Genomic DNA, 13,884 nt, shown 5'->3' with positions numbered 1-13,884 from the left:
GCAGACCTTTTTCTTATGCACAAAGAACCCCGCAAGGTCCGTGAGTTTCGCCGCCGCGAGCAGGAAATTCTCGACACCGCACTCAAGCTGTTCCTCGACCAGGGTGAGGACAGCGTCACCGTCGAGATGATTGCGGATGCCGTGGGTATCGGCAAAGGCACCATCTACAAGCACTTCAAGTCCAAGGCCGAGATCTACCTGCGCCTGATGCTCGACTACGAGCGCGACCTGAACGAGTTGCTGCACTCGGCCGATGTCGACAAGGACAAGGAAGCGCTGTCCCGCGCCTACTTTGAGTTCCGCATGCGTGACCCGCAGCGCTACCGTCTGTTTGATCGCTTGGAAGAAAAAGTGGTCAAGGGCCATCAGGTGCCGGAAATGGTCGAGGAGCTGCACAAGATCCGCGCCTCGAACTTCGAGCGCCTGACCCTGCTCATCAAGGGCCGCATCAGCGAAGGCAAGCTCGAAGACGTGCCGCCGTATTTCCACTACTGCGCCGCCTGGGCGTTGGTGCACGGCGCCGTGGCGCTGTACCACTCGCCGTTCTGGAGCAATGTGCTGGAAGACCAGGAAGGGTTTTTCCAATTCCTGATGGACATCGGCGTGCGCATGGGCAACAAGCGCAAGCACAGCACCGATTTGCCGAACGCCGAAGCGCCGGCCACTTGAATCATTCGCCAGCGTGATGGCGATATGATTTCCTGCCCAGCGCAGTAACCCAGGAATATACTCAGGCAAGGATCTTGCTAAAACTTGATTTTTCAGTCAGGTTTTGGCGTGCCCGAATTATCCTCTGCCGGAGTGATCCATGATCGTTGATCGTCAAGGCAGGCGTTTCCGCAATTTGCGGATCAGCCTGACCTCAGCCTGCAATTACGCCTGTACCTACTGCGTGCCCAACGGCAAGCGGCTGGTGGCTGCGCAGGACGAATTGTCGGCCGAGGCGATGGCGCGCGGCGTTGAGTACCTGATTGAGGCCGCCGGCATCGAGCGCCTGCGCATTACCGGCGGTGAACCGTTGGTCAGTCCAAAGCTGGAAGCCTTCATGGGCGCAGTGGGGCAGATGGGCCTCAGTGATATCAGCCTGACCACCAACGGCCAACTGCTGGCGCGCAAACTGCCGTTGCTGGTGGACGCCGGGATTCGCCGGATCAACGTGTCCCTCGATACCCTGGATGCCGATGCCTTCCGCAGCATCGCTCGCGGTGGCGACCTGGCCACGGTGCTTGATGGCATGGACCAGGCCAGCGCCGCCGGAATCAAGATCAAGGTCAACATGGTGCCGTTGCGCGGCCAGAACCTCGACCAGGTGATGCCGTTGCTCGACTACTGCCTGGAGCGTGGCTATGAGCTGCGCTTTATCGAATTGATGCGCATGGGCCACCTGGCCACTGACTCCAACGCGTTCCTCCAGCAGTTCGTCAGCCTCCAGCAACTGCTCAGCCTGATCGGCGAACAGCACGAATACCTGCAAGCCAACGCTCCGGTGGACGCCACTGCGGTGCGCTACGAAGTGCCCGGCAAGGGCTTCTTCGGTGTGATCGCCAATGAAAGCGTGCCGTTCTGCCGGACCTGCTCGCGTTTGCGCCTGTCGTCCACCGGCTGGCTGCATGGCTGCCTGTCGTCGAGCAACCGCCACTACGTCGGCGACCTGCTGGACAAACCCCGCCACCAGGCTCTGCCGGCCTTGCAGCGCTTGCTGGTCAAGGCCTTGGGCGACAAGCAGGAAGTGGCATTCTCCGGCGGCGCCACCATCATGAAGATCATCGGCGGCTAGTCCCGCAAGCTGGCGCAAAATCTGCATCTCGTGCCCATTCGCCGGTTTTCCGTCACCGGCCTTTGGAGAATTAGGATGCGTAGTCTGGTTTTGGTGCTGGCGTCACTCGCGCTGGGTGGCTGCATGACCGTCAGTGATATGGCCGAAGGCACGCGCTATCAGATGAGCGACGCCGGGCTGCTGGACCACAGCGATACCCGCCGCGTCAATTCGGTCCGCATACAGCCGGACTCCTTTGTCTTCATCGCCCAGGGCGCCTTCACCCCGCCGGGCAGTGCTTATCCACGGCCTAACGTGGTGGCCGAGGAGGCCTTCAACGGCTTTGTCGAATACTTCCCAATGGTCCGCCGCGCCCGCAAGCCCGAAGGCCTGGAACAGGCGATGTCTGAGGCCCGTGCAGCCGGCGCGCATTACCTCCTGTACTGCCGCTTTGCCCAGGCAGATGATCGGATCGGCAACGCCGATGAATGGTCTGACCAGGAGGCGGTGGATCGCCTGGGTATCGACACCGGCACCATTCAGGTCATGTTGATCGAGACCAGCACCCAGTATTTGATTGATACTGTGCGGATTCACAGCCGTGGCGGTTTACTGACGTTCCACGACAACAAGCCTGAAGATCTGATCGGCAAGCCCCTGGCGCACTACGCGCGCAGCCTGTTGGGCATGAGCGATCAGTAAGTCACAAGGAGAGCTGCATGACCGATTCGGCCAAGGCCAATGACCTGTTGGCGCAATTGCCCAAGGGCAAGGGGCCCGCACCGGTGCATCTGTGGAACCCGGCGTTTTGCGGCGATATCGACATGCGTATTGCCCGCGATGGCACCTGGTTCTACATGGGCACGCCGATTGGCCGCAAGCCGATGGTCAAGCTGTTCTCCAACATCATCCGCCGCGATGGCGATGATTACTTCCTGATCACCCCGGTGGAAAAGGTCGGGATCAAGGTCGATGACGCGCCCTTTGTCGCCGTTACCCTGGAAGTCGAAGGGCAGGGCGAGAGCCAGGTCCTGCGCTTTACCACCAACGTGGATGAATCGGTCGAGGCCGGTATTGAACATCCGCTGCGGGTGGTGATTGACCCGGACACCCAGGAGCCCTCGCCGTACTTGCGGGTGCGCACCAACCTCGAAGCCTTGGTCCACCGCAATGCGTTCTATCAGTTGGTGGAGTTGGCCGTGACCCGCCCGATCAACGGTCAGAACTGGCTTGGGGTCTGGAGCGGCGGGGTATTTTTCCCCATCGGCCTGGAACCCTGAGGCTGATTTCTTCCTTCCCCTGAAATAATTCGCTTGCTGTAGCCGGGCGCTTTCGGTTATCAATTTGTACATGATTAGACATGTCCGATTTGATAAGAAAAAACGCGTCGTCGATGAGCTGATCCGCCGTATCGAGGGTGGAGTGATGGCTGACGGTGTCCTGTTGCCGGGCGAGCATCAGTTGGCCGAAGAGTTTTCCGTCAGCCGCGGCACCCTGCGTGAGGCCTTGGCCGAGCTCAAGCGCCGTAGTTACATCGCTACCCAAAGCGGTGTCGGCTCCATCGTCACCTTCGACGGCATGGTGCTCGACCAGCGCAGCGGCTGGGCCCAAGCTCTGGCCGACACCGGCGCGGTGGTCACCTCCGAAATCCTGCGCCTGGAAGCGGTCACCCGCCCGGACCTGCTCAGCCGTCACGGCACTGACCAATTTATCGCCCTCGATCGCCGCCGTCGCGCCGCCGACGGCACGTTCGTGTCCCTGGAGCGCTCGCTGATGCCGGCCTCCGGTGGCCTCGAGAGCCTGCCGCAAGTCGGCCTGATCGATAACTCCCTGACCATCACCCTGGCAGCCTACGGCTACGTCGGCGCCACCGGCAGCCAATGGATCGGTGCCGAGCCGTTGAACGAAGAAGACGCCCAACTGCTGGGTCGACCGGTGGGCACGGTGTTCCTCAAGGCCCTGCGCACCACGTACGACCGGCAAGACCGGTTCATGGAATCCGTCGAAAGCCTGCTCGACCCGCTGCACTTTCGCCTGCACCTTCAATTTGGAACACCGACATGACCGCCACCACCCGCGCCCTCGGCGCCTTCTACGGCCTGGCCCTGGGCGATGCGTTGGGCATGCCCACCCAGTCCCTGAGCCGCGAGCAGGTCAAGGCGTGTTTCGGCGCGATCACCGCATTGGAAGATGCCGACGCCGATCAGCCAATCGCGCCGAACATGCCCAAGGGCTCGATCACCGATGACACTGAGCAGGCGATTCTCGTCGGCCAATTGCTGGTAGACGGTCAAGGCAAGATCGAACCCACCGAACTGGCCCAGCGCCTGATCGACTGGGAAGCGGTGATGCGCGCCAAGGGTTCGCAGGATTTGCTGGGCCCGTCCACCAAGCGTGCGATCGACATGATCCTGGCGGGCCATACCCCGGAAGAATCCGGGCGCTACGGCACCACCAACGGCGCCGCCATGCGCATCACCCCGGTGGGCATCGCGGCGAACGTCAACGACCCTGCGCGGTTTATCCAGGCGGTGATCCAGGCGTGCCAAGTCACCCACAACACCAATCTGGGGATCTCCAGCGCGGCAGCCGTGGCGGCGGTGGTTTCCGCCGGCATCAACGGTGTCGACCTGGGCGAAGCGCTGAACATCGGCACCCAGATCGCCCAACAGGCGGAAAACCACGGCCACTGGATTGCCGGCGGGCGTATCGCCACCCGTATCAGTTGGGCGCGCACCTTGAGCGTCGACAGCGGCGACAAGGCGCTGTTTACCGACCTGCTCTATGAATTGATCGGCACCTCGGTGGCGTCCCAGGAATCGGTGGTGGTGTCGTTTGCCCTCGCACAGCAAGTCGCGGTGGGTGAAGTGAATGCCTTCGAAGCCCTGTGCATGGCCGCCAGCCTTGGCGGCGACACCGACACCATCGCCGCGATTCTCGGCGCAATGCTCGGTGCGTGCCTGGGGATGCAGTGCTGGCCTGAGGCGATGATTGAACAGGTCAAGCAGGTGAACGGACTGGACCTGGAGCCCTTGGTCCAAGGCCTGCTCGATCTGCGCTGAGCACCGCAGATCAAAAAATGTGGGAGCGGGCTTGCTCGCGAAAGCGGTGCATCAGTGACACATGCGTTGCCTGACACACCGCTTTCGCGAGCAAGCCCGCTCCCACATTGATCCAGTCGAGTCAGGAAGACCGGAACACAGATTCAACTTGCCAACCTGCCACAACCACAAAAAAACAGGCATCAGGAGCACCCCACCATGAGTACGTCCTCTTCCGGCCAAAGCGCCGGGCAATTGGAAACACGCGGCATCGAGCCGGTCCCGGAAGGCGAGTGCAACGGCCATCCGCTGCAACTGTTCTGGGTCTGGTTCGCGGCCAACATCAGCATCCTCGGTTTGCCCCTGGGCGCGACCCTCGTGGCGTTTCGCGGCCTGGCAATCTGGCAGGCGATCATCGTCGCAATCCTCGGCGCTGCCGGTTCGTTTGCGGTGGTGGGCATCATCTCCATCGCCGGCCGTCGTGGCCGTGCACCGAGCTTGACCCTGTCCCGGGCGATCTTCGGCGTACGCGGCAATATCGGCCCGACCCTGGTGTCACTGATGTCGCGCCTGGGCTGGGAAACCGTCAACACCACCACGGCGGCATTCGTGCTGCTGTCGTTGTGCTCGATCCTGTTCAACTCGCCGGTTGCCGCCAAAAGCGCCCCGGTACTGACCCTGCTGTTCATTGGCATCTTCGTGCTGTTGACCCTCGCCGTATCGGGCCTGGGCCACGCCACCTTACTGGTGATCCAGAAGTGGGCCACCTACGTGTTCGGCGCACTGAATATCCTGGTGGGCGGTTTCCTCTGCGCCACCATTGACTGGAGCGCGGTGTTCAACGCCACGCCAGCGCCGTTGAGCGCGATGATCATCGGCATCGGCACCATGGCGGCCGGTACCGGTATCGGCTGGGCCAACGCCGGTGCCGACATGTCGCGTTACCAGCACCGCAGCGTCAAGTCCGTGCGCCTGGTGGCCTCTGCCGCCTTCGGGGCGGGGATTCCGCTGGTGCTGTTGATCACCCTCGGCGGTTTGCTATCGGTGGGCAACAACGACCTGGCGTCGGCCACTGATCCGATCATCGCGATCCGCGACATGCTGCCGACCTGGATGGCAGTGCCGTACCTGATCACCGCGTTTGGCGGGCTGCTGCTGTCCAACAACCTGTCGGTGTATTCGGCGGGCCTCACTACCTTGACCCTCGGCTTGAAGGTCAAGCGCGTGCACGCGGTGATCGTCGACATCGTTGCGATCCTCGCCGGTTCGATCTACTTCATGCTGATCGCCGACAGTTTCTATGGTCCGTTCATTACCTTCATCTCGTTGCTGGCGGTGCCAATCACCGCTTGGGTCGGGATCTTTGTGGTCGACCTGATCCATCGCCATTACTACAGCCCCAAAGACCTGCTGGACGTGACGCCAAGCAGCGCCTACTGGTATCGCGGCGGGGTTGAGTGGCGTGCATTTGGCGCCTGGGCGATTGCGATTGTGCTGGGCTTCAGCTTCACCACCATCGGCACCACGGCCGAAAACATCTGGTTCGCCGGGCCGTTGTCCGATTCGTGGCTGGGTCACAACGGCCTGGGCTGGATCGTCACCTTCCTGGTGGCCGGCGGGATTTATGCGGTACTGGGTGGCGCGGCTGATCGTCGCCCGGCTTTGGTAGAGAGCGCTAATGTCTAGATTGCTGCACAGCGGCCAGGTCATCGTCGACCTGGTCATGTCCCTCGACACATTGCCTGCCACCGGTGGCGATGTATTGGCCAACTCCGCCAGCTTCGAAGCCGGCGGCGGGTTCAACGTGATGGCTGCGGCCCGGCGCAACGGGTTGCCGGTGGTGTATCTGGGCCGTCACGGCAACGGCCGCTTCGGCGACCTGGCACGTGCGGCCATGCAGGCCGAAGGCATTGAAATGGCCCTGGCCGCCAGCGACGACAAGGACACCGGCCTGTGCGTGTCCCTGACCGAAGCCACTACCGAGCGCACTTTCATCTCCCATATCGGCGCCGAAGGTGATTTGCTCGCGCAAGACCTGGCCAATGCGGTACCACGCGACGACGACTATGTGTACGTCAGCGGCTACAGCCTGCTGCTGGAAGGCAAGGCGCAAGCGTTGCTCGATTGGCTGTTGGCGTTGCCGCGCCAGATCACGGTGGTGTTCGATCCGGGCCCGTTGGTGAAGGCGCCGGACTCGGCCTTGATGGTCGCCTTGTTGCCGCGCATTGATATCTGGACCAGCAACGGTCCTGAAGCGCTGGCCTTCACCGGTGCCAGCGACCTTGCTGGCGCATTGCTCAAGCTCAACGACCACCTGTCCGCCAACTCCTTGCTGGTGGTGCGCGATGGGCCGAATGGCTGTTGGGTCAGCCGTAACGGGCAGGCCGAGCATGTGCCGGGATTCAAGGTCCAGGCGGTGGACAGCAATGGTGCGGGAGATGCCCACGCCGGAGTGTTTATCGCCGGCCTGGCCAACGGTTTGGCGCCAGTTGTCGCGGCACGTCGCGCGAATGCGGCGGCGGCATTGGCGGTCACGCGCTGGGGGCCGGCCACCTCACCGGGCACGGCTGAAGTGGATGCGTTGTTGAGCGCGGGCTGATTCGGCAGAATAGTCGCCATTCAGCACGGAGCAGCGTCATGACCCAGAACATCTACGACACCGAGGTTTTCTTCGAGGGCTACAGCAAGATGGGCCGCTCGGTAGAAGGCCTCGCCGGCGCGCCGGAGTGGCCGGCTCTGCAAGCCATGCTACCGCCGATGCCAGGGTTGAAAGTGGTGGACCTGGGTTGCGGCTACGGCTGGTTCAGTCGCTGGGCGCAGGAGCAGGGCGCCGAACAGGTGCTGGGGCTGGATGTTTCGCAAAAGATGCTGGCGCGGGCAAAGGAGATGACGTCCTCTTCGGCCATCACCTATGGCATCGCCGACCTGGAAAAACTCGACCTTCCGGATGCCGCTTTCGACCTGGCCTACAGCTCATTGGCGTTTCATTACATCGTCGATCTGAAAGGCCTGTTCGCGCGCATCCATCAGGCGTTGGTGCCGGGCGGGCGGTTGGTATTTTCCATCGAGCACCCGATCTTCATGGCGCCTCGGCAACCGGGCTGGCTGCTTGATGAGCAAGGGCGCAAGCGCTGGCCGGTGGACAGCTATCAGTTGGAAGGGCCACGGGTGACCAACTGGTTGGCGGATGGCGTGATCAAGCAGCATCGCACGGTAGGCACGTTGCTGACGCTGTTGATCCAGGCGGGGTTCACCCTGACTCATGTCGACGAGTGGGGCCCCAGCGAAGCGGACCTCAAGGCCCGTCCCGCACTGGCAGAAGAGCTTGAGCGCCCAATGATGCTACTGGTGGCCGCCCACCGCTGATTCCGTGGCTGAAAACCCGATCAAAAAATGTGGGAGCGGGCTTGCTCGCGAAGGCGGTGGGTCAGCCAATGAATCTGGCACTGATACACCGCCTTCGCGAGCAAGCCCGCTCCCACATTTTGATCCGCGTTAACCGGTTCGTTTCAGCGCTTCAAGTTACTGGCCCGCTTCGCTTTCCAGCTTGCGAGCCGCTTCCACGCCGGATGCGGTGAGCTTGATCGGCAGGTTCAGCGCGTGTTCCCCGGCATCGTTGCAGGTCACATGGCCTTCCTTGATCCACCCGCGGTCCTGCAAGGTGGCCAAGGCGCTGGCCACCACTTTTTCACCTCGGTAATTGTCCAGCACTTCCTTGCCCAACCCACTGGGATGAGCGTGGAGCAGACGGGTGAGGACTTCTTTTTCAAGGTTGTGATCGACGTTCATGCATACCTCTTCACTGGGAAATGGTTGGGTGTTCGTCTGTGTGGCGGATTAAGGCGCTGGCTGTTTTGGCGCACCTGGGATGTTGGAGTCATCGCCTTTATTGATCGAAGGCGAAGTGGCGCCAGGGCCCATTTTGCCGTTAGGCACCGCACCGCTGTTGCGATTGGTGTCGTCGCCCTGGGTGCGTGGGTCTCTGCTGTTGTCGATGATGGCGCCGCCGTTGGTGTCCATGCCGGTGCCCATCGAGTCCTTCGACTCCTGGGTGGCCGGGTTGGCCGGGCTGCCAACAGGGTCGGTGCTGGAACCTGTGGTGGCGGCAAAGCTGCTCAGCGAAACTGCAGACAGCAAACCGGTGAGGGCGAGGGCGGCAAATTTGGAAGTCGTCATGATGGTGTCTCCATATGATTGATGTCCTTACCTGGTATTGGTCCGCCCCTGTTTGCGATTCGTGCCTCGATACCGACGAACGGTCTTAGGTCGCTTGTAAGAATTTGTGTGACTTTTTACCCAGCACGGCGTGTGGGATTGTTCTGTGGTTCGCGGTGCTTGCGTTAGCCCGCAGCGGAGTATGGCGTGCCGATTTCTTCGATGAACAGGTCCATGAATCCCTTCAGCCGCTCATGGCGCGCCAGGGCCATGCGTTGCCCCGTCGGCGTCTGAAATCCGCCCGCCAGATGCAGCAGCTTGGTCTGGAAATGGTCGAGGCAAAAGCGCTTGTCGTCGTACTCACGGCGCTGTGCTGTTGGGTCCGCCGGGTCATACAGCCCGCTGCCCATGCGCCCGGCGATGTAAAACGTGCGGGCCACGCCGATCATGCCCAGGGAGTCCAAGCGGTCGGCATCCTGCATAATCTTTGCTTCAAGCGTCAGCGGCGTCAGGCCTGCCGAAAAACTGTGGGTCTCGATGGCATGCGTCACCGCTGCAATCGTCTCGGGCTGCCACGCCAACCCCTGCAAAATCTCCCCGGCCTTGTCCGCCGCCAATGTCGAGGCCTTGGACCGCAACGGTGAATTCTTCTCCACCGCGACGCAGTCATGCAGCAGCACCGCCGCCAGCAGCACCTCCAGATCGCCGCCTTCCTCTGCCTGGATCGACCGCACGTTGTGCCACACCCGTTGCAAATGGGACAGGTCGTGGGCGCCGTCTTCCGAAGGCTCAAGGGCGTGAGGCAATAACGTCGCGGCGAGGTCGGTCAAGGGCGTGAAGGGCATGGGGATTCTCAAAGGTCGATAGCCTGCAGGTTAGCCGCGATTGAAATTGCACTGCAATCGGTCATTAAAGCACCTTAGTATGTGTGCTCTCATTCCCTGACAAGGCCTGCCCATGACCATCGAGATTCGCCCCGCCGTGCCCAGCGATGCTGCGCAGATCCTGACTTTCATCACCGAGCTGGCCGACTACGAAAAAGCCCGCCACGAAGTGATCGCCAGCGTGGTGGACATCGAGCGCAGCCTGTTCAGCGAAGGCGCCACCGCCCACGGCCTGATCTGCCTGCGGGACGGTTTGCCGATCGGCTTTGCGGTGTTCTTTTTCAGCTACTCCACCTGGCTCGGCAGCAACTGCCTGTACCTCGAAGACCTGTACATCAACCCCGAACAACGCGGCGGCGGGGCGGGCAAGAAGTTGCTGCGCCACCTGGCGAAAATCGCCTGCGACAACGGCTGTGGGCGTTTCGAGTGGAGCGTGCTGGACTGGAACGAGCCGGCCATTGCGTTCTACAAATCCATCGGCGCTCAGCCACAGGAAGAGTGGGTGCGCTACCGCATGGAAGGCGATGCCTTGAGGGATTTCGCCCAAGGTTGAAGGCCCATAAAGAGCCGGCTATCACAGCCGGTTTTTTTATACGCTTGCTCACTATATGGGATGATAATTTATATATTGAGATGTTTTGGTTTCTGGGTTTATAGTCTTGCGCATCAGCACTCACTACCAAAAACAAAACAGGTGAAGCGATGCAGGCACAACCGTTGTCCTTACCGCCGGTGCCCGAGCCGACTTACGGCGAGCGACTGAAGAACAAAGTCGTGGTCATCACCGGTGCCGCCCAAGGCATTGGCGAGGCTATCGTCGTTTGCTTCCAGGCCCAGCAGGCGCGCCTGGTGATCGGTGATATCCAGGGCGAAAAGGTCGAGAAAGTCGCGGTCCACTGGCGCGAACGCGGCGCCGAGATTTACGCGCAAGCCGTCGACATCACGTCCAAGGATCATTGGCGCGCTTTGGTGGACGTGGCCATCGAACGCTTTGGCCGGGTGGATGTGCTGGTCAACTGCGCCGGCGTCAACGTGTTCCGCGACCCGCTGGAAATGACCGACGAAGACTGGCGCCGCTGTTTCGCCATCGACCTCGACGGCGCCTGGTACGGCTGCCGCACCGTATTGCCGCACATGATCGAGCAGGGCATCGGCAACATCATCAATATCGCCTCCACCCATTCCAGCCACATCATTCCCGGTTGCTTCCCGTACCCGGTGGCCAAGCACGGCCTGCTGGGGCTGACCCGCGCACTGGGCATCGAATACGCGCCCAAGGGCATCCGCGTAAATGCCATCGCGCCGGGCTATATCGAAACCCAGCTCAACGTCGATTACTGGAACGGCTTTGCCGACCCCCACGCCGAGCGTCAGCGTGCCTTCGACCTGCACCCGCCCAAGCGCATCGGCCAGCCGATTGAAGTGGCGATGACGGCACTGTTTCTTGCGACCGATGAGGCGCCCTTTATCAATGCCACCTGCCTGATGATCGATGGCGGGCGGTCGGTGATGTACCACGAATAACAGGTTTCCAAATAACAAGAAGAGGTGGTTCATGCTCAAGAAGACTCTAGGCACCCTTGCCCTCACGATGGCACTCAGCGGCTTGGCCTCTGCCGAAGAAGTAAAGATCGGCTTCCTGGTCAAGCAAGCCGAAGAACCCTGGTTCCAGACTGAATGGGCCTTTGCCGAAAAAGCCGGCAAGGACCATGGTTTCACCGTGATCAAGATCGCGGTACCCGATGGCGAGAAAACCCTATCCGCCATCGATACCCTCGCTGCCAACGGCGCCAAGGGCTTCGTGATCTGCCCGCCGGACGTGTCCCTGGGCCCTGCGATCATGGCCAAGGCCAAGCTCAATAACCTCAAAGTGCTGGCAGTGGACGACCGATTCGTCGACGCCAAGGGCAAGCCCATGGAAGACGTGCCTTACGTCGGCCTGGACGCCTACAAGATCGGCCAGAAACAAGGCGAGGCCATGGCCACCGAAGCCAAGCATCGTAACTGGGACTGGAAGGACACCTACGCCGTCATCAATACGTTTGACGAGTTGGAAACCGGCAAGAAACGCACCGACGGTTCGGTAGAGGGCCTCAAGGCCGCCGGCCTGCCGGTTGACCACATCCTGTTCACCGCGCAGAAAACCCTCGACGTGCCGGGCGCCATGGACTCCACCAACTCGGCCCTGGTGAAACTGCCCAGCGGCGCGAAAAACCTGCTGATTGGCGGCATGAACGACAGCACCGTACTGGGCGGCGTACGCGCCACCGAAAGCGCCGGCTTCAAGGCGCTGAATGTGATCGGCGTGGGCATCAACGGCACCGACGCCATCGAAGAGCTGAAAAAATCCGACACCGGTTTCTACGGCTCGATGCTGCTCAGCCCCGATGCGTCCGGCTATAAAACCGCTACCGCGATGTTCGAGTGGGTGACCAAAGGCACGGAGCCGGCCAAGTTCACCGCACTGGATAACGTGACCCTGATCACCCGCGCCAACTTCAAGGAAGAGTTGAGCAAGATCGGTCTGTGGAAATGAACAGCGCCGCCGCAGAGAGCCTGCGCTTCAACGGCATCGGCAAGGAATTTCCCGGGGTGAAGGCCCTGGCGCAGATCAGCTTTGAAGCGCGGCCCCATTCGGTGCATGCGCTGATGGGCGAAAACGGCGCGGGCAAGTCGACCTTGCTGAAAATCCTCGGCGGTTTTTATCCGCCCAACAGCGGCAGCTTGCAGTTGGGCGAACGCAGCGTGAGTTTCAAATCGGCGGCCGACAGCATCGCCAGCGGCATCGCGGTGATTCACCAGGAGCTGCAACTGGTGCCGGAAATGACCGTCGCCGAGAACCTGCTGCTGGGGCATATGCCGTCGCGCTTTGGCGTGGTCAATCGCGGCGCGATGGTGCGCAAGGCGCGGGAATTGCTCAAGGGCCTGGCGGATGAAATCGATCCGAACATGCGCCTGGGCAGCCTGTCCCTCGGCCAGCGGCAACTGGTGGAAATCGCCAAGGCCATGTCGCGCAACGCCCATGTGATTGCGTTCGACGAACCCACCAGCAGCCTCTCGGCCCGTGAGATCGAGCGGCTGATGGTGATCATCGCCCGGCTGCGGGATGAAGGCCGGGTGATCCTTTACGTGTCGCACCGCATGGAAGAAGTGTTCCGGATTTGCGATGCAGTGACGGTGTTCAAGGACGGGCGCTTCGTGCGCACCTTCGAGGACATGGCGCAGTTGAACGTCGACCAACTGGTCAACTGCATGGTCGGGCGGGATATCCAGGACATCTACGACTACAGGCCGCGTGAGCACTCCGGTGAAGCGCTGCGAGTCGAAGGGTTGCTCGGGCCAGGCTTGCAGGAGCCGGTGAGTCTGCAGGTAAGCAAGGGCGAGATTCTTGGGCTGTTTGGCCTGGTCGGGGCAGGGCGCACCGAGCTGTTGCGCCTGCTCGCCGGGCTGTCCCGCAGTACTCAGGGTGCCTTGGTGTTGCATGGCCAGGCGCAGACGTTCAAGACGCCGCGGGATGCGATTGCGGCGGGCGTGTTGCTCTGCCCCGAGGACCGCAAGAAGGAAGGCATCGTGCCCCGCGCCAGCGTTGCGGAGAACATCAATATCAGTGCGCGGCGCGACCATGCGCGCTTCGGTTGGCTGATCCAGGGCGGCTGGGAACGCACCAATGCCCAGCGGCAAATCAGCGCGTTGAAAGTGCGCACGCCGTCGGCCGACCAACCGATTCTGTTCCTGTCGGGGGGCAATCAGCAGAAGGCGATTCTCGGTCGCTGGCTGTCGATGCCGATGAAAGTATTGCTGCTGGACGAGCCTACGCGTGGCATTGATATCGGTGCCAAGTCGGAGATCTACCAGATCATCCACAACCTGGCGGCCAGTGGCATTGCCGTGATCGTGGTGTCCAGCGACCTGATGGAAGTGATGGGCATCTCCGACCGCATCCTGGTGATGAGCGAAGGCGCCCTGACCGGCGAATTGACCCGCGATCAAGCGGACGAAGCACGGCTGCTGCAACTGGCTCTTCCGCGTACGCGGGACTGAAGAATAC

At 61.6% G+C, this 13,884-nt stretch carries 16 protein-coding genes; 13 read left to right on the top strand and 3 right to left on the bottom strand.

Features of this window, described 5'->3' with window-relative positions; genetic code table 11:
- Positions 1-15 precede the first annotated feature (15 nt).
- The 9 genes from D109_RS0104150 to D109_RS0104110 all read left to right on the top strand — a co-directional run bounded on the left by D109_RS0104150 (position 16) and on the right by D109_RS0104110 (position 8,163).
- The gene (locus tag D109_RS0104150) at positions 16-669 is read left to right on the top strand and encodes a TetR/AcrR family transcriptional regulator (protein ID WP_017475805.1); all 654 of its coding nucleotides are present in this window, start codon (positions 16-18) and stop codon (positions 667-669) included.
- 139 nt (positions 670-808) lie between these two features.
- Complete coding sequence (locus D109_RS0104145) at positions 809-1,777, top strand: GTP 3',8-cyclase MoaA (protein ID WP_017475804.1); 969 nt, start codon at positions 809-811, stop codon at positions 1,775-1,777.
- Positions 1,778-1,852: 75 nt separating this feature from the next.
- On the top strand, positions 1,853-2,458 hold the full coding sequence (locus D109_RS0104140) for a DUF4823 domain-containing protein (RefSeq protein ID WP_004371272.1): 606 nt from the start codon (positions 1,853-1,855) through the stop codon (positions 2,456-2,458).
- 17 nt (positions 2,459-2,475) lie between these two features.
- The gene (locus tag D109_RS0104135) at positions 2,476-3,036 is read left to right on the top strand and encodes a DUF1285 domain-containing protein (RefSeq protein WP_017475803.1); all 561 of its coding nucleotides are present in this window, start codon (positions 2,476-2,478) and stop codon (positions 3,034-3,036) included.
- Between the two features lie 70 nt (positions 3,037-3,106).
- Positions 3,107-3,820 carry a GntR family transcriptional regulator gene (locus D109_RS0104130; RefSeq protein ID WP_081585314.1) on the top strand — a complete coding sequence of 238 codons (714 nt, stop codon included), beginning with the start codon at positions 3,107-3,109 and terminating at the stop codon, positions 3,818-3,820.
- Entirely contained in the window at positions 3,817-4,818 is a 1,002-nt protein-coding gene (locus D109_RS0104125) for an ADP-ribosylglycohydrolase family protein (protein WP_017475801.1), read from the top strand. The genes D109_RS0104130 and D109_RS0104125 overlap by 4 nt, the downstream gene beginning before the upstream one ends.
- A gap of 198 nt (positions 4,819-5,016) precedes the next feature.
- Positions 5,017-6,483, top strand: coding sequence for a cytosine permease (locus D109_RS0104120; protein ID WP_017475800.1), 1,467 nt, complete (start codon positions 5,017-5,019; stop codon positions 6,481-6,483).
- Entirely contained in the window at positions 6,476-7,396 is a 921-nt protein-coding gene (locus D109_RS0104115; RefSeq protein ID WP_026077772.1) for a PfkB family carbohydrate kinase, read from the top strand. The genes D109_RS0104120 and D109_RS0104115 overlap by 8 nt, the downstream gene beginning before the upstream one ends.
- Positions 7,397-7,434: 38 nt before the next feature.
- The gene (locus tag D109_RS0104110) at positions 7,435-8,163 is read left to right on the top strand and encodes a bifunctional 2-polyprenyl-6-hydroxyphenol methylase/3-demethylubiquinol 3-O-methyltransferase UbiG (RefSeq protein WP_017475798.1); all 729 of its coding nucleotides are present in this window, start codon (positions 7,435-7,437) and stop codon (positions 8,161-8,163) included.
- A 156-nt stretch (positions 8,164-8,319) separates the two neighbouring features.
- Here D109_RS0104110 and D109_RS0104105 read toward each other — a convergent pair whose 3' ends face one another.
- The 3 genes from D109_RS0104105 to D109_RS0104095 all read right to left on the bottom strand — a co-directional run bounded on the left by D109_RS0104105 (position 8,320) and on the right by D109_RS0104095 (position 9,797).
- Entirely contained in the window at positions 8,320-8,586 is a 267-nt protein-coding gene (locus D109_RS0104105; protein ID WP_017475797.1) for a hypothetical protein, read from the bottom strand.
- 48 nt (positions 8,587-8,634) lie between these two features.
- The gene (locus D109_RS0104100; RefSeq protein WP_017475796.1) at positions 8,635-8,973 is read right to left on the bottom strand and encodes a hypothetical protein; all 339 of its coding nucleotides are present in this window, start codon (positions 8,971-8,973) and stop codon (positions 8,635-8,637) included.
- 164 nt (positions 8,974-9,137) lie between these two features.
- Positions 9,138-9,797: an HD domain-containing protein gene (locus tag D109_RS0104095; protein ID WP_017475795.1), complete on the bottom strand. Its 660-nt coding sequence runs from the start codon at positions 9,795-9,797 to the stop codon at positions 9,138-9,140.
- A 112-nt stretch (positions 9,798-9,909) separates the two neighbouring features.
- On the opposite strand from D109_RS0104095, the gene D109_RS0104090 reads away from it, so the two are divergent.
- The 4 genes from D109_RS0104090 (at position 9,910) to araG (ending at position 13,877) form a co-directional block, all read left to right on the top strand.
- On the top strand, positions 9,910-10,389 hold the full coding sequence (locus D109_RS0104090) for a GNAT family N-acetyltransferase (RefSeq protein WP_004371239.1): 480 nt from the start codon (positions 9,910-9,912) through the stop codon (positions 10,387-10,389).
- Between the two features lie 149 nt (positions 10,390-10,538).
- A complete protein-coding gene (locus D109_RS0104085) occupies positions 10,539-11,360 on the top strand; it encodes an SDR family oxidoreductase (RefSeq protein WP_017475794.1) in 822 nt (273 codons plus the stop codon).
- 31 nt (positions 11,361-11,391) lie between these two features.
- Positions 11,392-12,372 carry a substrate-binding domain-containing protein gene (locus D109_RS0104080; protein ID WP_026077771.1) on the top strand — a complete coding sequence of 327 codons (981 nt, stop codon included), beginning with the start codon at positions 11,392-11,394 and terminating at the stop codon, positions 12,370-12,372.
- The gene (araG, locus tag D109_RS0104075) at positions 12,369-13,877 is read left to right on the top strand and encodes an L-arabinose ABC transporter ATP-binding protein AraG (protein WP_017475792.1); all 1,509 of its coding nucleotides are present in this window, start codon (positions 12,369-12,371) and stop codon (positions 13,875-13,877) included. Before D109_RS0104080 ends, araG begins: the two co-directional genes overlap by 4 nt.
- Positions 13,878-13,884 lie beyond the last annotated feature (7 nt).

The sequence above is a fragment of the Pseudomonas sp. PAMC 26793 genome, from assembly GCF_000313235.1.
Lineage (GTDB): Bacteria > Pseudomonadota > Gammaproteobacteria > Pseudomonadales > Pseudomonadaceae > Aquipseudomonas > Aquipseudomonas yamanorum.
Note: the sequence above shows the minus strand (reverse complement) of the source record. Positions and strands in the feature narration are given on the sequence as shown.